This is a genomic window from Paenibacillus alvei DSM 29 (assembly GCF_000293805.1).
In the GTDB taxonomy this organism is placed as follows: Bacteria; Bacillota; Bacilli; order Paenibacillales; family Paenibacillaceae; genus Paenibacillus_B; species Paenibacillus_B alvei.
Genome location: NZ_AMBZ01000011.1, coordinates 96,152 through 111,132 on the forward strand (window position 1 = coordinate 96,152; position 14,981 = coordinate 111,132).

The 14,981-nt window shown below is 45.3% G+C and carries 25 protein-coding genes and 1 pseudogene; 2 read left to right on the forward strand and 24 right to left on the reverse strand.

What is annotated here, in order from left to right; all coding sequences use genetic code 11:
- Positions 1–67: 67 nt before the first annotated feature.
- From PAV_RS27385 to PAV_RS27405, 5 genes are all read right to left on the reverse strand, one after another.
- A complete protein-coding gene (locus tag PAV_RS27385; RefSeq protein WP_005551461.1) occupies positions 68–1,255 on the reverse strand; it encodes an MFS transporter in 1,188 nt (395 codons plus the stop codon).
- Between the two features lie 49 nt (positions 1,256–1,304).
- A complete protein-coding gene (locus tag PAV_RS27390) occupies positions 1,305–1,784 on the reverse strand; it encodes a MarR family winged helix-turn-helix transcriptional regulator (RefSeq protein ID WP_005551462.1) in 480 nt (159 codons plus the stop codon).
- A gap of 183 nt (positions 1,785–1,967) precedes the next feature.
- Entirely contained in the window at positions 1,968–2,888 is a 921-nt protein-coding gene (locus PAV_RS27395; RefSeq protein ID WP_005551463.1) for a hypothetical protein, read from the reverse strand.
- A gap of 135 nt (positions 2,889–3,023) precedes the next feature.
- The gene (locus PAV_RS27400) at positions 3,024–3,500 is read right to left on the reverse strand and encodes a DUF4188 domain-containing protein (protein ID WP_005551464.1); all 477 of its coding nucleotides are present in this window, start codon (positions 3,498–3,500) and stop codon (positions 3,024–3,026) included.
- Between the two features lie 13 nt (positions 3,501–3,513).
- A complete protein-coding gene (locus PAV_RS27405) occupies positions 3,514–4,152 on the reverse strand; it encodes a TetR/AcrR family transcriptional regulator (RefSeq protein WP_005551465.1) in 639 nt (212 codons plus the stop codon).
- Positions 4,153–4,268: 116 nt separating this feature from the next.
- Here PAV_RS27405 and PAV_RS27410 point away from each other — a divergent pair, with 116 nt between their 5' ends.
- On the forward strand, positions 4,269–5,129 hold the full coding sequence (locus PAV_RS27410; RefSeq protein ID WP_051135238.1) for a DUF368 domain-containing protein: 861 nt from the start codon (positions 4,269–4,271) through the stop codon (positions 5,127–5,129).
- Positions 5,130–5,277: 148 nt separating this feature from the next.
- On the opposite strand, the gene PAV_RS36620 is transcribed toward PAV_RS27410, so the two are convergent.
- From PAV_RS36620 to PAV_RS27420, 3 genes and pseudogenes are all read right to left on the reverse strand, one after another.
- Complete coding sequence (locus PAV_RS36620; RefSeq protein ID WP_262866882.1) at positions 5,278–5,601, reverse strand: DUF2199 domain-containing protein; 324 nt, start codon at positions 5,599–5,601, stop codon at positions 5,278–5,280.
- A complete protein-coding gene (locus tag PAV_RS36625; protein WP_005551468.1) occupies positions 5,602–5,820 on the reverse strand; it encodes a hypothetical protein in 219 nt (72 codons plus the stop codon).
- A gap of 299 nt (positions 5,821–6,119) precedes the next feature.
- A pseudogene (locus PAV_RS27420) lies at positions 6,120–7,163 on the reverse strand (protein prkA); the annotation flags it as partial.
- 102 nt (positions 7,164–7,265) lie between these two features.
- Between PAV_RS27420 and PAV_RS34980 the strand changes: the two are divergent.
- A complete protein-coding gene (locus tag PAV_RS34980; protein WP_005551470.1) occupies positions 7,266–7,421 on the forward strand; it encodes a hypothetical protein in 156 nt (51 codons plus the stop codon).
- Positions 7,422–7,432: 11 nt separating this feature from the next.
- Here PAV_RS34980 and PAV_RS34985 read toward each other — a convergent pair whose 3' ends face one another.
- The 16 genes from PAV_RS34985 to PAV_RS32810 all read right to left on the reverse strand — a co-directional run bounded on the left by PAV_RS34985 (position 7,433) and on the right by PAV_RS32810 (position 14,977).
- Positions 7,433–7,600, reverse strand: a complete 168-nt coding sequence (locus PAV_RS34985; RefSeq protein ID WP_157267320.1) for a hypothetical protein — start codon at positions 7,598–7,600, stop codon at positions 7,433–7,435.
- 20 nt (positions 7,601–7,620) lie between these two features.
- Positions 7,621–8,058 carry an ArpU family phage packaging/lysis transcriptional regulator gene (locus PAV_RS27425; RefSeq protein WP_157267322.1) on the reverse strand — a complete coding sequence of 146 codons (438 nt, stop codon included), beginning with the start codon at positions 8,056–8,058 and terminating at the stop codon, positions 7,621–7,623.
- Positions 8,048–8,506, reverse strand: a complete 459-nt coding sequence (locus PAV_RS32805) for a YopX family protein (RefSeq protein ID WP_005551474.1) — start codon at positions 8,504–8,506, stop codon at positions 8,048–8,050. Before PAV_RS32805 ends, PAV_RS27425 begins: the two co-directional genes overlap by 11 nt.
- Before the next feature lie 3 nt (positions 8,507–8,509).
- The gene (locus PAV_RS35390) at positions 8,510–8,677 is read right to left on the reverse strand and encodes a hypothetical protein (RefSeq protein ID WP_005551476.1); all 168 of its coding nucleotides are present in this window, start codon (positions 8,675–8,677) and stop codon (positions 8,510–8,512) included.
- A complete protein-coding gene (locus PAV_RS27435) occupies positions 8,670–8,996 on the reverse strand; it encodes a hypothetical protein (protein WP_005551478.1) in 327 nt (108 codons plus the stop codon). Before PAV_RS27435 ends, PAV_RS35390 begins: the two co-directional genes overlap by 8 nt.
- Positions 8,993–9,268 (reverse strand): hypothetical protein, encoded by a 276-nt coding sequence (locus PAV_RS27440; protein ID WP_005551480.1) that lies wholly within the window; start codon positions 9,266–9,268, stop codon positions 8,993–8,995. The genes PAV_RS27435 and PAV_RS27440 overlap by 4 nt, the downstream gene beginning before the upstream one ends.
- A gap of 23 nt (positions 9,269–9,291) precedes the next feature.
- The gene (locus PAV_RS27445) at positions 9,292–9,960 is read right to left on the reverse strand and encodes a hypothetical protein (protein WP_005551481.1); all 669 of its coding nucleotides are present in this window, start codon (positions 9,958–9,960) and stop codon (positions 9,292–9,294) included.
- An 87-nt stretch (positions 9,961–10,047) separates the two neighbouring features.
- Positions 10,048–10,371, reverse strand: coding sequence for a TFIIB-type zinc ribbon-containing protein (locus PAV_RS27450; protein WP_005551482.1), 324 nt, complete (start codon positions 10,369–10,371; stop codon positions 10,048–10,050).
- Positions 10,371–11,219 carry a DUF6378 domain-containing protein gene (locus PAV_RS35690; RefSeq protein WP_005551484.1) on the reverse strand — a complete coding sequence of 283 codons (849 nt, stop codon included), beginning with the start codon at positions 11,217–11,219 and terminating at the stop codon, positions 10,371–10,373. Before PAV_RS35690 ends, PAV_RS27450 begins: the two co-directional genes overlap by 1 nt.
- Before the next feature lie 13 nt (positions 11,220–11,232).
- Positions 11,233–11,607: a hypothetical protein gene (locus PAV_RS27460; RefSeq protein ID WP_005551486.1), complete on the reverse strand. Its 375-nt coding sequence runs from the start codon at positions 11,605–11,607 to the stop codon at positions 11,233–11,235.
- Positions 11,607–11,999, reverse strand: a complete 393-nt coding sequence (locus PAV_RS27465) for a hypothetical protein (RefSeq protein ID WP_005551488.1) — start codon at positions 11,997–11,999, stop codon at positions 11,607–11,609. The genes PAV_RS27460 and PAV_RS27465 overlap by 1 nt, the downstream gene beginning before the upstream one ends.
- A complete protein-coding gene (locus tag PAV_RS27470) occupies positions 11,986–12,495 on the reverse strand; it encodes a crossover junction endodeoxyribonuclease RuvC (RefSeq protein ID WP_005551490.1) in 510 nt (169 codons plus the stop codon). The genes PAV_RS27465 and PAV_RS27470 overlap by 14 nt, the downstream gene beginning before the upstream one ends.
- Entirely contained in the window at positions 12,492–12,818 is a 327-nt protein-coding gene (locus tag PAV_RS27475) for a hypothetical protein (RefSeq protein ID WP_005551493.1), read from the reverse strand. The genes PAV_RS27470 and PAV_RS27475 overlap by 4 nt, the downstream gene beginning before the upstream one ends.
- A complete protein-coding gene (locus tag PAV_RS27480; protein WP_040737034.1) occupies positions 12,797–13,156 on the reverse strand; it encodes a hypothetical protein in 360 nt (119 codons plus the stop codon). The genes PAV_RS27475 and PAV_RS27480 overlap by 22 nt, the downstream gene beginning before the upstream one ends.
- Before the next feature lie 26 nt (positions 13,157–13,182).
- Positions 13,183–14,466, reverse strand: a complete 1,284-nt coding sequence (locus PAV_RS27485; RefSeq protein WP_005551498.1) for a replicative DNA helicase — start codon at positions 14,464–14,466, stop codon at positions 13,183–13,185.
- Complete coding sequence (locus PAV_RS32810; protein ID WP_005551499.1) at positions 14,450–14,977, reverse strand: conserved phage C-terminal domain-containing protein; 528 nt, start codon at positions 14,975–14,977, stop codon at positions 14,450–14,452. Before PAV_RS32810 ends, PAV_RS27485 begins: the two co-directional genes overlap by 17 nt.
- Positions 14,978–14,981 lie beyond the last annotated feature (4 nt).

Here is a 14,981-nt window from a genome sequence, read left to right on the forward strand (position 1 = left end):
TGTCAAGTAAATGAGTTAAATTTATTTTCACGACCAAAGCAATGAACCATTTGAGAATCTTTAATTGTTATTTTGCTGCACTTATGGAGGTACCATCAGTGCTTTCCTCTCCACTAAACTGTGAAGCCCGATCACGTATCACTACGGACATATAAATAAGAAGCAAGATTACAGCGGACATGGAAGACACCAGATATGTGTTGCTATACGTCGTTACAGAAGCAATTGCCCCGAGCGCTAATGAGCCAATCGCAACACCTAGGTCGATGGAGTTATAGAACATCCCTGTAGCAGCAGCATGTCGATCGGCAGGCACTCGCTGAACAGCCCATGCTTGAAATGCCGGCTGAAGGCTTCCATAACCAAGTCCATATAGGATAGCGGCAGCACAGAGCATCCAAGTGGATGTACTGTAAGCTAGAACGACTAGCGAGACAGCCAAAACAATTCCTCCCGCAGGTACCACTGCAATATGGCCCTTACTGTCATACAGTTTGCCAGCAAACGTACGAACAACCAATATCGAAATAGCATTGAATAAGAAGAAAAGACTCACATGGCCAATCCCCTTCTCTTGACCGAACATCGTGATGAATGACAATATGCCTCCGTATGTTATTGTGACTAGAAAGTTAAGAATACACGGCAGCAATGCCCTTCGGTCAATCCATGAACCTGTCGCTCGAACCGTTGCATGGCTCTTTGCTGTTTTTCTGTTCTTCAACAAGGGCAGCATTGGAAAAATAATAATGATTAGTACAAAAGTCGTTCCAATTAAGTACTCATACCCGAAGCTTTGCAGCAGCCACAAGCCGATAATTGGAGCAATTGCCATCGATAGGCTATTGGACAGGCCATAGTAACCCATTCCTTCACCCATTCGGCGTGGCGGAATAATGCGAGTGGCCAGCGTTCCTAGTGCGGTGCTCGCAATGCCAAATCCAGCGCCGTAAATCATGCGAACTAACATGAACAAGGCTAAGGACGGAACAAATGCATAGGCACCCGTCGACAACGCATAAATGAGCAGGCCAGCAATCAATATGCTCATTGCTTGGAATCGATCAAAAATCGCCCTGCGAACAAGCGGGTTACGATAGCCGATAACGCAAATAAGCTCACGACGAAGCTTACGGTCATGCTGTCTGCTTGATAAGCTTCCTTCACATAAGCTGGAAGAGCTGGGGTAATCATCAGCAGATTCAACGACACTAGAAAATTCGATCCGGCTAACACAATAAAGGACTTTGTCCATAAGGGCTGCCTTTCCTCGCTCTGGGGATTACATTTTTCAATATTTGCCCTCATCTATCCTCACCGCTTTCGTTACTGGAAGCGGTCAAGCGTTCCTTCTCCGCCAATGCTGCGTTATTCTGGATTCGCTGCAGAGACTCCAGCAATCGCTGCTCCTCTTCACTTGTGAACCCCGCCATTACTTGTGCGATGCATTCCTGCTCGATCGGCACAAGCTGCTCCACAACACTTCGGCCAGCAGGGGTAGCTGCTAATCGATATGCACGTCGATCCTGCTTACAGATCGCTCGTTCTACCCAGCCTTTGCGCATCAATAACTGTATAATTCGCGTTAAAGTCGGCTGATCTTTGCCGCATCGTTCTGCTAATTTCTTTTGCGTAATGCCTTCCTCTTCAATGAGTCGGATCAGCACTCCCCACTGCTCAATCGTCATATCATATGGACGGAATCGTGCCCCTAACTCTGCACATAGCCTTCTGTGGGTTTGACCGAGCATATACCCTACCCTACGTTCCAAATGAAATATCATGATGTTATGTTCCTCCTAACCATTCACTTGCGTTTGAATTAGTTGTTACAACAACTAATAATTTGTCATAACAACTATTATAACAACATCTCAGTCAATGTAAATAGTTATATATAAATAACTTCATATACATACATTTACATAAAGAAAGACGGCTCATTTCTGAACCGTCTTTCTTGCTTATTACGAAGTGTACGATTGATCGGAAACGCTTTGGACAATGCTCGATGAGCTATACTCATTCGCAGCTTCCTGAGTGGAAGCTGTAATGCTGCCTACTGGGCCTCTGGATTGGTATTGAGTCGGAACCACGTTTTGTTGTGCTCCATGCGTTTGCGCTGTAATGCTTTGCACTTGGCCTGTTGGCTGGAAGCTATTCGGCACTACATTTTGATGCGCTCCATGTGTTTGCGCTGTAATGCTTTGCACTTGACCTGTTGGCTGGAAGCTGTTTGGCACTACATTTTGATGCGCTCCATGCGTTTGTGCTGTAATACTTTGTACTTGACCTGTTGGCTGGAAGCTGTTCGGCACTACATTTTGATGCGCTCCATGCGTTTGTGCTGTAATCTTTGCACTTGACCTGTTGGCTGGAAGCTGTTTCGGCACTACATTTTGATGCGCTCCATGCGTTTGCGCTGTAATGCTTTGCACTTGACCTGTTGGCTGGAAGCTGTTCGGCACTACATTTTGATGCGCTCCATGCGTTTGCGCTGTAATGCTTTGCACTTGGCCTGTTGGCTGGAAGCTGTTCGGCACTACATCTTGATGCGCCCCATGCGTTTGCGCTGTAATGCTGCCAACATAACCACTTGTTTGAAAATTATTTGGAACTACGCTTTGTTGCGAATCTTGCGCAGTATAACTATGTACATATCCAGTCGACTGTTGTGAGCTATTTCTAGCCACGCCACCACTTAACGTTCCATAGTTTCCTGTCCCCGCATAGTTGCTCATTCCGTAACCCGAAGTAGTTCCCGTACCATAGCTGTTGCTGCTATCGCTTGTATAAGATACCGGGTTGGACGTTCTTGCGTTCACTTGCTGCTCCAAATCCCGAAATTGCTGTTGACCTGGCTGACGCAAGTAGTATTCGTTCGACATTTGCCTATTCCTCCTATACGTTCTCATCTTATCCGCATGCCGTTCTCATCTTCACGGCGCACGATGTTAGTATGTGAACAGGAGGAACAATTATGTATTTCATACTAAATTTTATACGGCGTCTTTCTTACGCACTTATTTCTTTTCGCGTGGTTGGCTCATACGCTGGCGAGCTCCATGATATTCCCCATCCGCTGGTATAAGCTGGCCTGCCTTTCCTAGCCCAAATGCTGGCATATGATTGTATACCGCTTCGTACTGCCCAGGTTCAATGCGATAGGTTTCATGAAAAATACCGACCTTCCCACCCTTGCCTGTCTGATGGAATTTGCGCCATGTTTCCTTATGGAATCCCTTTTTGGCATACTGCTCCAAGTGATCGAAGGATCGCCAGTACTGCACCAGCATCGGACCATTTCGACCTATAAAATATTCAGCATGCAAAAATCCGTGCTCCTTATCCTGATACAGCTCCTTCATCATGCGCGGCATTGCTTGCATGACCGGAAGCCATTTATGAATGGCAAACCAGCGGTTGACCCGCATTCCAATAATGAATACGACGAACGATCCTTCCATCCTTGCAGCAAAACGACCTACATGAATCCCCATATTCTCTCCCCCCCTATTTAACAAGAACCTCTAAATGCTCCATATAACAAGCCATAATCTCATGACTCCTCATCATGAGATGGGCTGTTAAATACCCTCCATAAAAAATCGTAAACAACATTTCCGTCATCTGCTTGATACTGTAACGTTCCGTGGCTTCTCCTTTTGAAATCGCCTCCTCCGCAATCCGCTTCATGAGAATATATAAATTCGGATCTATCTCCCGGGCCTGCTGTTCTTTTTCCGGAAAAAGCAGAGATATCTCTGCATCCGACAAAAGGGGCATAGATGGATGCATTTTCTCTTCAGCGAGCAGTCCAACTAAGCGAAGCATAATACCTGGCCTTTGACGGTCATCTTCTGCTACGCAGGCGAATAAATGCTTCGCTGCTTCCCATCCTTGAAGACCTTGCTCATCAATTTCCAGCCAACGCTTCGTCAACCAGACACACATGTAATAAACAAGCACATCTTCCTTTTTCGGAAAACATTTAAAAAAGGTAACCTTCGACACTTCTGCTCGAGCGCAAATTTCTTCCACCTTCATGTCGCGAAATGATTGCTCTATGCTCATATCTAAACAAGCTTCATATAGAGCAACTTTAATTTTCGCTTTTTTCCGCTCTCTCAGCGGGATATTCGTCATCCCCATCGGGTAGTTCAATCCTTTCTTGCCGGCAATAGAATAAATATACCTAAGTATTTAAATTAACTCAAGTAAAGTTTTCTAATAGGAGTCACCCTTCGTTTGGACTCGGCGTCCTTTTTATGTACAATGGAGTGATAAGTACTAGAAAAGGAGATAGATACGTGTTTGAGTGGAAAAATATTATTCGCGGGATTCTAATAGGGGCAAGTGACCTAATTCCCGGAGTAAGCGGTGGTACAATTGCGGTTGTACTCGGATTTTATGAGAAACTGATCGCCTCGATCAGCGGGTTCTTCAGCCGGGAATGGAAGAAGCATCTTGGCTTCCTTATCCCGCTTGGTATCGGTGTTGGTTCAGCTATTTTGCTGCTTAGCAAAGTGATGAAATGGCTTTTGGCGGAACATCCTCAGCCAACCTTCTTCTTTTTCCTTGGACTAATCGTTGGTATATTGCCGTTTTTATGGAGAGAAGCTAATGGATCCCGTAACTTTAAGCCTATCCACTATATTTTACTGCTTATTGCAGCTGCGGCCGTGGCGGGTACTGCATTTTTCAAACCAGACGATCACAACACAATTATCGAGCTTACTGCATCGTCTGGTATATTTCTATTTTTCGCTGGATGGCTTGGCAGCATGGCGATGATACTGCCTGGTGTAAGCGGATCGTTCGTATTGCTTCTGCTTGGCGCATATCCGACGGCTATTCACGCCTTGTCTACGCTGAACTTGCCGCTCATTGCCATTATTGGTGCGGGTGTCATAGTCGGATTTGTTGTCAGCACCAAGTTCATCCGGTTCTTGCTTGCTAAATTCCCGTCTATTATGTATGCCATTATTATTGGGATGGTGGTCGGCTCGTTAGTCGTGGTCTATCCTGGGCTTAATGGCTCGCTTGGAACGTTGGCTGTGAGCGTTATTACGATGATACTCGGATTTATTGCAGCTTACGTGTTAGGAAAGCAGCAGCCACAACAATAAAGCTGGCTTCGAACAAATTGTTATAAATAAACGACAGCAAGGCACCTTATCTTATTTGCAAAAGCAAAAGATCAGGTGCCTTGTTGTATGAATGCACGGTATAGGTTTTCAGTTAGGTAAGTGACATTCTACTTGTTGTGCTGCTCCTCTAACGGGCATCTGACAGTTGATGATACTGGCTATGCAGCGGACGCAATTCCAGCCAGCGTTGGAACGATAGACCATCCCGCTGCTCATCATAGAGCGGATGCTCGGTCTCGCCAAGATGCGCCTCTGGCAGGTTCGATGAGCCTTGGAATGTCAATTGCACAGGCAAGGTCAGCGTGTCTGGGTAACCAGGAATTGCGGAAGATAAGCGGCCCTTCACATGGCGCACCTTGCTGGACGAAGAATGCTGCGCATGCTCCGGCTCAATTTGAACCCATACGTCCCAACTCACTTGCCCTCTTCCATTGCGGAACGGGACGGTCAATCAGCTGTGTATATAGTAATATTCATCGTCCATAATGCACTCATCCGGTGTAATCTGACACCGTTCTTCCCGCTCCCACGGCTCAATTTCTGTTACATAAAATGGTGCGGAACAATCCGTATACACACTGAGCAATGGGGCATCGCTTGGCTTTCTTAATCGTGCGCGGTGTCTCCGCCTCTTCCATTGCAATGCTGCTCTAGTTTCTCTCTCTTCCATATCTCTCCACTCCTTCTACTTATTTTTTACGCGAAAATAAGAGAAATGAAAGAGGATATTTGTGAACATTTTTCAACATTATTCTACAAAGTACAACAAATAAGATGTCTATTCATGTCGAAAGAAGTGTAATTTCGCCTTTCACACTACTTTTACCGTTTTATTCAATTCGTAGATTCGATTTACAGTGCAATTCGGCATCCCTCACTCGTCATTGCCTTACAGTTCTTGCCTCAGTCGAACTCATAAAAAACCTGCAAGCATTAAGCTGCAGGTTAAAGTTACAGTTATTCATTAAATTAGCGATTAAGCAAGCTCCCCACATAACGAAGCAATTCATTTGCACAGACCGGGCAGTAGCCGTGCTCCTCCATCAGTCTGGCCGAGACCTCATTAATGCGTTTCAGCTGCGTTTCATCCGGCGTTTTCGTGGACGTCGTAATTTTGACAATGTCCTTCAGATCAGAGAATAGCTTCTTCTCCACGGCTTCGCGCAGCCGGTCATGACTGTTATAGTCGAACTTGCGTCCTTTGCGAGAGTATGAGGACAACCGTATGAGAATTTCCTCACGGAACGCTTTTTTTGCATTTTCCGATACGCCAATCTGCTCCTCGATGGAACGCATCAGCCGCTCATCCGGATCCAGCTCCTCGTCTGTAAGCGGATCACGTAACTTCTTCCAATTGCAGAACGCCTCAATATTGTCCAAATAATTCTCGAACAGTGTTTTCGCCGACTCCTCGAACGAATAGACGAATGCCTTCTGCACTTCCTTCTTCGCAAGACTGTCATATTCTTTGCGAGCAATCGAGATGTAGTTGAGGTAGCGTTCCCGCTCTTCCTTGGTAATTGAAGCATGCTGATCCAATCCATCCTTTAGGGCACGCAATACATCTAATGCGTTAATGCATTGAAGGTTCTGCTTAATAAGCGCACTCGATATCCGATTAATGACATACCGAGGATCTACGCCTGACATTCCTTCTTCGGTGAATTCACTTTGCATTTCCTTCAGATCATTTTCCTTATAGCCTTCCACCTCTTCACCGTCGTACATTCGCATCTTCTTCACCAAATCCATACCCTGCTTCTTGCTTTCCTTCAAACGGGTCAAAATAGAGAAAATGGCGGCTGCCTTCAAGGCATGAGGTGCTATATGAACATGCCCCATGTCGCTCTGACCGATCAGCTTGGAATAGATACGCTCTTCCTGCGATACCTTCAAGTTATACGGAATCGGCATGACAATCATACGAGATTGCAGCGCCTCATTTTTCTTATTGGCGATAAAACCTTTATACTCGGCCTCATTCGTGTGTGCGATAATGAGTTCATCTACTGTTCTATGATATTACCAAATTAAATTCCTTGCTGCAAAAGACTTTTGTGTCATTCGCATACTTGATGTCAACGATCATACCTATAATTTAAAGGAGTGAATCAGATGGACAAGACGGTAAAGCGCGTCGCGTATTATATGAAGAAAGCCAATCAATACTCAACTGCCAGCATCGGTGCGGTAAAGGGGAAGAATCCCAAACCTAAGGCGAACCGCTTCAAACGGTTAATGCTGCTTAAACAATCAATTAAACGAGCATAAAAAATAGGCCGCTAAACAGCGGCCTTTGCTTGTTCCTTATCCTGTTTGTTCTCAAATGAGTCTAATAATGCAGCAGCGCAAGCAGCGTGGAGGTCTTCCATAACCTTCTGCGGGTCTTCGTTGCCGAAACTGATAATAATAGGACCATAATCGCCCTCTAATACGACAGGTTCGCGCATCTCCTCCCCTCCTGCTACATTCATACTCGACAACGCTCGTCCATTATGACGACTTCCAGAAGCACGTACAATTTTTCCAGTGCTGCATCTCTGCGCCGTCGATATGTGGGGTGGCCTATCCCCAGTTGATCCCGTACATGATAATCGCAAATGTAATCCTTTTCCATATAACGCATCTGTATAATTTCACTTTCACGCTCGTCCAACAACTCAACCGCTTGCTCTACCGTAGCTATCATCATTCTACGTTGCTCCGTGATCTCCATCTCACGAATGACCGCATCTTCGACTGGCTTACTAATAGCGTTCGTATTCCCGTGGAATCGCGGTTCATATGAAGGCGTGATCTTTGTCTCTGGCGTAACGCTCCCCATACGTTCCAACCGCTTAAACAGGCGATAGCGCGAGAATACCTTTTCTACTGCTGCACGTTTTTCTTTCAAATCATCAGGCATCATTGCTATCTCCTTCCTGAAGGTTATGGTGTTCGTGTATGACTTCGTACTCAATCCACCATTCTTCATCAGTCCATTTGCGTAATGGGAATCTATCAACTGTAAAGCATCCATCCTCACACAATTTAACTTCACGCTTGTTAATTACATCTAAATAAAATCCACACTCCACATCGTCCCATTTAACTATTGCTTTTTCGTTCCATCGGAATGTGTAGCCATAATCTAGTTCTTGTTCTCCAGTAATTAAGACTACAGCGTTATCATAGATCTCTTTGCCATTCCGGTCTGGAAGGCCTGTGTATTGACCTACTGTTTCAGGATCGACAATCGATCCATTAATAAAGATGAGATATCCTTCAGCAAACAAATTTTTGACCTTCCGATATGATTCACCGCAAATCCATTCACCGTTTTCTTTCTTCCCACGGAACTTGATTGGTCTACTCATCACCTATGCCCTCCCTTGAGAGATTTCCAACAATGCATGGAATGTCTTCCGCTTTATATCTTCAAGCACTTCGAATACTTCATGAGGCGATAATCCTTCATCAACCATGCCCGTGAGTGCAGCCATGATAAGTTGGTGATTAACATTGTTCATGTCCAATTGTTTACTCATCCCCTGATCCCCCCAGAATATTGATGATTGCTTTCAACTGATCCGTTGTGCATGAATGCCATTTGACGTTGGTCAATTTGCCGATCATACAACCTCTATTGATTTCGTCTCTTCGTTCCGGTGTAGCTTCCCAAATCGAACTCAAATTCCAACTTTGGCCTGTTTCTGTTCCGGTTGGTTTAAAAGTTGTATTTCCAATTTTGAAGCGCCTTGTTGGGGTAATACGATCTATCTTGGCGATGTACTTTCGGTAGGAGCTTGAAACAACTACCTCATCACCTTCTTGCAATGAATCAAGCCATTCCTGACGCTCATTCATTCCATCCCCTCCAATGCGTTCTCGATGTCCAAAATTGCCGCCCGCGCTATATCTTCTATATAGAATGAATCCGTGTGTGTAATGATTGCTTCAAGTTCATCAATCGTGCCTTTGATTACTTTTTTCAAGCGTTCAACCTCTTTCCACGCTGAAAACTCAGCTCCAAGCACTCGTTCAACCTGTGCATCAAAGATAGGCATGTTGTACTTCGTGTAAGTCGTGAATCTCTTGCGAATGTGCTGCCGTTCTTCGACTGTAAGTTGCTTGCTCATCCCGTTCCCTCCCTAGGGGCGCATTAAGCGCCCACCGTATACATTCCGTCGTTGTAACGTCCGTCGCGGGAATCGTCAATTACTTTGATCTGCTTTGATCCAAGCCAACCACTGTCATATGTGTGTCTAAATGCAGTGCCGTTCACGTACGTGTCATACTTTGGTGCTTTACCGATCAATGTCATTTGCTGACCTTTGATACATCCGGTTATAACCTCTACAACATCCCTTACTTGCGGCGCATCCGGTTGCGGCGCATTAACGAACTCCGTTGGAACCTCCTTGCCCAACGCCTTTGCCAACGCAATTGCCATGCCGATGTGGACATTGAACGCGTCTCCTTGCATGCATTTGGCGATTCCTCGACACGAAACTTTCTTGTCTCCAAATTCTCGAAGCAGACAAACGACGGTTCGCAACTTTCGATTTATTTTGAATTCTGCTTTATGCAAGAATATTCCACGTGTGAAAACCGTCTCTTCTGGATACCAATGATGCGGTTTGCCCAAACTCTTCACAAACTCCTTCGCCTTCTCAATCACCTGTTCACGTTTCAATGGCTCGGATTCAATCGTTGCAGCTTCTTCCAAATGCTTGCCCATTTCAGCCCATGCCGTTCTCATATCCGTAAATGTTTGTTCCATAATTCTCAATTGCTCCTGTACCTTTTCGATAATCGCAGTTGTATTCATAGTGATCCTCCTATTATTTTGGTTCTATGACCAATAATTTTGGTGTTCAAGGCACAGAAGTGCCCATGTTACTCTGTATCACAAATGCTATGCATTATCGTCCACAATCACCGTGCCGTCTTTCAATCGAATCGGCTTCAATGTACCAGAATAACTCCTTTTCAGCGCTCTAAGGCCATTTCTACATTCTTTCAAACTATTGTATACTCGGATCGTCGAAGGTCTCCCGCTGGAAGCAAAGGTATACAAGTTACCTTCTTCATCAAATACCCCAAGAATGTACAATTCATTAATTTGAACAATTGGATTACAAGGTGTCACATGACCGCAATCCTCACACACAAATTTGATTCCTGTTTTGAAATCACCAACTAGTCTTTCATCACCATAACACTCTGGGCAAATATCCATTATATAGCTGCCTCCTTTGCCTTCGCTTCCGCTGCAAGCCCCACATAGGCCGCTGCGTCCTCGTAGCTGTCCGCATGATATGCTTCACGCTGCGCCGTTCTTACAAGCTTTAATAGCGTCATGAACGTCCACCCTTGTGCTTCCGTTAACTCCGTGCCATGAATCGCATTGAACGCTTGTACGGTTGCCTTCATGCTGCGTTCGCCATCTGGACTGTCATACGTTGCCGCGCGGTCTAACATGTGCTTTCGTGCAGCTTCCAACACGCCGTATGGTGTTACAGGCTTTTGCCAAGATGGATCAGGTGCATTCTCTTGTACTGGTATCGCCACTGGCGTTGCTGAAACGTCTTGTATATCTCCGATTGCTTTAGATTCTTCACAAGGTTCAGCCTCTTTAACTGATAGAAGCGTTTTGTACTCACGATTATAAAGAAATTCGCCAGCACCGTTACCGTAATGTCTATTACCGTACATGATTTTTGTACATTCCAACACATCATGCATTTTGTATTGCTTTCCCTCAGGTGCTGGGTCTGGGTCAATCACAAGCATCAACTCACCTTTATAAGCGTGACGATCCACCACATCATACAACTTCCCTTTGTATCCCCATTGACGGTCTGGCTGCTCTCCGTCAGCGAGTACGAGCCATTCCGGTGACCATTGGAAATTATATTTGTCTTCCTTCAAAACGTAATTCCCTTTTTCGGTGATTCTCTCAATCTCATGTTGCTGCCCATTATAAGTCTTCATGGTGAAGTTGATATTAACGCCGTTGGAAATTCCCCCAAGCTCAGAATGTTCTAGGTTAATAATTACCTTTTGTCCAATCTTGAACTTTTTCATTGCTCACCCTCCGTTATTCGAATAGCTTTATCTGTCCTTGCCCTAGATAAATGTTCGGGAAATACGGTTCTATCAAGGCACGTCGTTCGGTTAATTCATTTCGAATGAAATCATTTGCCGCTTGTATGGCGCCCTTTTCACTAAATAAACCAATATGGCATGTTGTTGCTTCACCATCCTGTGTGAAATGACCAATCACCGTAATACCAGCCTTATCCTTAGAAATGCGAACCGCAATTCTATCTATTCCGTAACGCAGCTCGTAAGCTCCAATATAAGGGTAGTGCTGCCGTGCATCGTCCTGAACAATAACCACTGTGTGTGGATTGCCGATTGCGATATACACCGGATCAAAGCGCGTGTATATGTAGTTAATTGCTATTTCCATCAGCGCTTGCCCTCCTTGTGGAACCGCGAAGTTAATTCTGTCTTGACGCGCGGCGTATACTTCCGACGTTCCATTTTTCGAATCGTCTTGTCCGTTTCCTGTGCCAGTTGTTTAAGCGCAATGTATGCCTTGTTCCAAGTCTCTGCCCACTGATTCAGCGGTTCTAGTAATTCCGCTGTCTCCTTGAATACACGGCGTTCCCGTCTGCACCTTTTCATATCAGCCGCCGTCTTAACCAATTCAACTGCATTCATTTCTAACAATTCGAGAGCATGATTGATATCGTTATATTCCAGCTCACAACGGCTCTGCCCCTCTTTAGCTGCTTCATACTCGTTCATAGCTTCATGGAGCAATTCAATGATTTCGGCTGCATAGTTACGCTTTGGCACTCTGCAACACCTTCCTTACAACTTCCTCCTGCTTCTTATTTGCGAATACCCCTGTGCGTACCGAACGCGCAATTTGAGCAAGCCCATACGCATCTCGAATATTATCGTCGCTATTCTCGTAACCGTAATTCTTGAATAGAGGTAAAATGAACGCTTCTTTCTTAGCTTGATGATGTCCGGTAACGAATTTCTTCAATTGAGTTGGAGCAGCGTTGATATATGTCATTCCCATGCTCATAATCTTGCTACGCAGCATGTATTGCAATCCACACATCTGGTTAGCAAAGGAACCTTTCGAAGCAATGGAAAGCGACTCTATGCAAATCACATCATCATGATTGAGTTCGATCACAATTTGTTCAACAAGATCACTTAAGCGTTTTACGTCTTCCGTGTGTTCGCTGGTGATCAACTTTTCAACCAATACCGTGCCATCAAGTCCGATCCGTACAAACCCCGTCTTCGTGCTTGGGTCAATTCCTACAAAGTGTGTCATAGCGCCTTCCGCCCCCGTTCCTGCTTGTACCGATTGATCTTGTCAACGTGCAGTTGATTTACTTCACCCAACAACACTTCCAGCATTGCAACGGCCTTTTCAGGATCAATCGTTCTAGCTAATCCGTCATAAGCCAATCCAATTGCCGTCTGCATGACGTCCTGCGCTTCAAGAAGAACCTTCAAAATACTAACCTTCTTACCGTCTGCCGTTTCGAAAGCAACCTCTGCCAGTTCCTCATGAACCTTCTGCAGCCGCTGCCGTAGCGTGTCATTTGTGTCGTAAAGCGGAAATTCCATTTTCACAGTCCGTAAAGCTGGCATATAGAATCCTCCTTGATGTACTCTTTTTCAATTTCCTTGAACAGCCGTTCATAGAAATGCTTCTTCTTCCGGTCTTGCTCTTGTTCAATCATTGCCGCCCCATTATCCATGCGTTGTGCGAGTCTTCGACGTAGTATTGCAGCTTCAAGCAGTCGAAACCCTTCCAAAAGCTCATCCATAAGGCTCATAATGGCGTCGCTTTCCGGTTCGGTGACGTCCCCATTCAGCAGGGCGAGAGTAGTTAAACGTTCTAAGGAAAGCCTATTCTCGCGCTCACTGCGTTCTAGGAGTGCTTCTATCTCTGCTTTGCATGCTGCTAGAATACGTTCGGCGGTCACTGGATACATCCTTTCCTTGCAAACTACTATATGCGTTCCCTCATTCTTTGGATTGGTTTGACGAATGTAAGCCCGAATGTACCAATACCAGTCTGTCTACCTTTTGCCACGATAAAATCCACCTTTGTCTCAATCTTCTCCTTGTCGTTCTCGTCATGGTCGTAAAGGAAGATAATCATATCCGCGTCCTGTTCGATTGCACCGGAACCGCGAAGGTCTGACATGATTGGTGGTCGCTTCTCTCGTTCACTAGCTCGGTTGAGTTGTGCCAATAGAAAGATAGAACAACCAATTTCACTAGCGAATATTTTCAGTTCCCGTGTTACTCTCGCAATCGCTTCGTGCGGCGCTTCGTTCTTGCCTGTCTGCATGTCAATCAAACCGAGATAATCTATAAAGATGCAGGATAGTTTTCCGTGCTTTCGCTTGAGGGCTAGGCACTTTCGTTTGATGTAGTTCACATTGATTCTCGATCTATCGTCGATGTGAAATGTCATGCTGCGCAATGCATCAACCGCCTTTGCAAACCGTTCACGCTGTTCGTCGTTGAACTCGTTTCTCATCACCATTTTGGCGTTCAGTCCACCTATGGATGCTACCAATCTGTCCGTAAGTTCTTTCCTAGCCATCTCCAAGGAGAAGAATACTGGAACGCCGAATTCCTTCTGCTTCGCTATGTTTCGCAGTATCTGCAATGCTATAGCTGTCTTACCTGTTCCTGGCCTTGCCGCCAAAACGATTAGGCGATTGTCACCGATGCCTTGCATCCATTTGTCGATATCTTGGAATCCTGTCAGCGGTGTATTTTTGATTTCACCAGACAATTTGTCTTCGTAATATTCCAATAAGTAATCTTTGAACGTCTGCTCATCTGCTGCATACTCAGGCATTGCACGCGCTGCCAGTTCAATAACTCCTTGCGGTGTGAAATCGTCCGTTTGTGCATATTCGAAAATCTCTTGTGCAACCGCTGCTGCCTTGCGTCTCATGGACAACTCTTTTACCTGATTGGCGTAGTCCATCACCAGTTCCCCGCTCACCGGAGTGTTAAGAATCATCTTTTGCAACCCTTCTGGTTCTGCCACTCCTTGGAATGCGCCGTTGCGTTTTGCGTGAAGTATGAGTTTTGGTGTTGTCAGCTCATCTTTTGATGCAAGCTCGGTCGCAATTTCAAACATTTTCGAAAAACACATTTCTTGGAAGTCGTCTGCCGTGATTAAAGCAGCCACTTCCTCGAATCTTAACGGGTGCTTACCGCACGCTGCGATAAGCGACATTTCATACTGGAAAGTGTCATTCGTCGAAGCCATAGTCCTTCACCTCTGTTTCATCCGGTCTCGGTGGAAGCTGTGGGTGCTTCTGTTCTTCTGTCTTCTGCTCCGGTGCTTCGTTCAAATATCCTTCGAATTTAGAAGCTGCGAACAATGTTGCAGGACGTAGATACTTCCGCATATTGGAGTCATTCAGCCATTCCGCGCATTTGTGGTCAATCACTCGCTTGAAGTCGTCAACGCTGAATCCTTCCTTCAAACGTGCCGTTACAAGTGACTTTGTCGCTGACGTGTTTGACTTGTACTTCGTCCCTGCCTTCTCATTCAAGTAAGCAATAATTTCCGCAATCGAATCATCTTTATTGGTTTTTGAACCAATATTTTTGGTGTTCTGGGTATGAGTAGACGCAACATCACCAGTAGCAAGGACTTCGGGCAGAATGTACCAACCGTTGTCATCCAGTGCAACCAACCCTGTTGCCATAAGGTCAAATTGCGTAGAAGTGTGCAGCTTGTGGAACAAATCCCACTTCAAATATACTTGTTGCATAGGA

What these genes read in the sequence shown, in the direction of transcription:
- PAV_RS27450 (WP_005551482.1), bottom strand. Translation starts at nt 10,371, where the DNA reads ATGGATATTTGCCCAGAGTGTTATGGTGATGAAAGACTAGTTGGTGAT.
- PAV_RS34985 (WP_157267320.1), bottom strand. Translation starts at nt 7,600, where the DNA reads ATGCGCGAACCTGTCGTATTAGAGGGCGATTATGGTCCTATTATTATC.
- PAV_RS27440 (WP_005551480.1), bottom strand. Translation starts at nt 9,268, where the DNA reads ATGAGCAAGCAACTTACAGTCGAAGAACGGCAGCACATTCGCAAGAGA.
- PAV_RS27395 (WP_005551463.1), bottom strand. Translation starts at nt 2,888, where the DNA reads ATGTCGAACGAATACTACTTGCGTCAGCCAGGTCAACAGCAATTTCGG.
- PAV_RS27445 (WP_005551481.1), bottom strand. Translation starts at nt 9,960, where the DNA reads ATGAATACAACTGCGATTATCGAAAAGGTACAGGAGCAATTGAGAATT.
- PAV_RS27470 (WP_005551490.1), bottom strand. Translation starts at nt 12,495, where the DNA reads ATGACACACTTTGTAGGAATTGACCCAAGCACGAAGACGGGGTTTGTA.
- PAV_RS32805 (WP_005551474.1), bottom strand. Translation starts at nt 8,506, where the DNA reads ATGAGTAGACCAATCAAGTTCCGTGGGAAGAAAGAAAACGGTGAATGG.
- PAV_RS27435 (WP_005551478.1), bottom strand. Translation starts at nt 8,996, where the DNA reads ATGAATGAGCGTCAGGAATGGCTTGATTCATTGCAAGAAGGTGATGAG.
- PAV_RS27475 (WP_005551493.1), bottom strand. Translation starts at nt 12,818, where the DNA reads ATGCCAGCTTTACGGACTGTGAAAATGGAATTTCCGCTTTACGACACA.
- PAV_RS27390 (WP_005551462.1), bottom strand. Translation starts at nt 1,784, where the DNA reads ATGATATTTCATTTGGAACGTAGGGTAGGGTATATGCTCGGTCAAACC.
- PAV_RS35390 (WP_005551476.1), bottom strand. Translation starts at nt 8,677, where the DNA reads ATGAGTAAACAATTGGACATGAACAATGTTAATCACCAACTTATCATG.
- PAV_RS27485 (WP_005551498.1), bottom strand. Translation starts at nt 14,466, where the DNA reads ATGGCTTCGACGAATGACACTTTCCAGTATGAAATGTCGCTTATCGCA.
- PAV_RS35690 (WP_005551484.1), bottom strand. Translation starts at nt 11,219, where the DNA reads ATGAAAAAGTTCAAGATTGGACAAAAGGTAATTATTAACCTAGAACAT.
- PAV_RS34980 (WP_005551470.1), top strand. Translation starts at nt 7,266, where the DNA reads ATGGACAAGACGGTAAAGCGCGTCGCGTATTATATGAAGAAAGCCAAT.
- PAV_RS27460 (WP_005551486.1), bottom strand. Translation starts at nt 11,607, where the DNA reads ATGGAAATAGCAATTAACTACATATACACGCGCTTTGATCCGGTGTAT.
- PAV_RS27405 (WP_005551465.1), bottom strand. Translation starts at nt 4,152, where the DNA reads ATGGGGATGACGAATATCCCGCTGAGAGAGCGGAAAAAAGCGAAAATT.
- PAV_RS27400 (WP_005551464.1), bottom strand. Translation starts at nt 3,500, where the DNA reads ATGGGGATTCATGTAGGTCGTTTTGCTGCAAGGATGGAAGGATCGTTC.
- PAV_RS27410 (WP_051135238.1), top strand. Translation starts at nt 4,269, where the DNA reads ATGTACAATGGAGTGATAAGTACTAGAAAAGGAGATAGATACGTGTTT.
- PAV_RS36625 (WP_005551468.1), bottom strand. Translation starts at nt 5,820, where the DNA reads ATGGAAGAGAGAGAAACTAGAGCAGCATTGCAATGGAAGAGGCGGAGA.
- PAV_RS27385 (WP_005551461.1), bottom strand. Translation starts at nt 1,255, where the DNA reads ATGGACAAAGTCCTTTATTGTGTTAGCCGGATCGAATTTTCTAGTGTC.
- PAV_RS32810 (WP_005551499.1), bottom strand. Translation starts at nt 14,977, where the DNA reads ATGCAACAAGTATATTTGAAGTGGGATTTGTTCCACAAGCTGCACACT.
- PAV_RS27425 (WP_157267322.1), bottom strand. Translation starts at nt 8,058, where the DNA reads ATGATGCCTGATGATTTGAAAGAAAAACGTGCAGCAGTAGAAAAGGTA.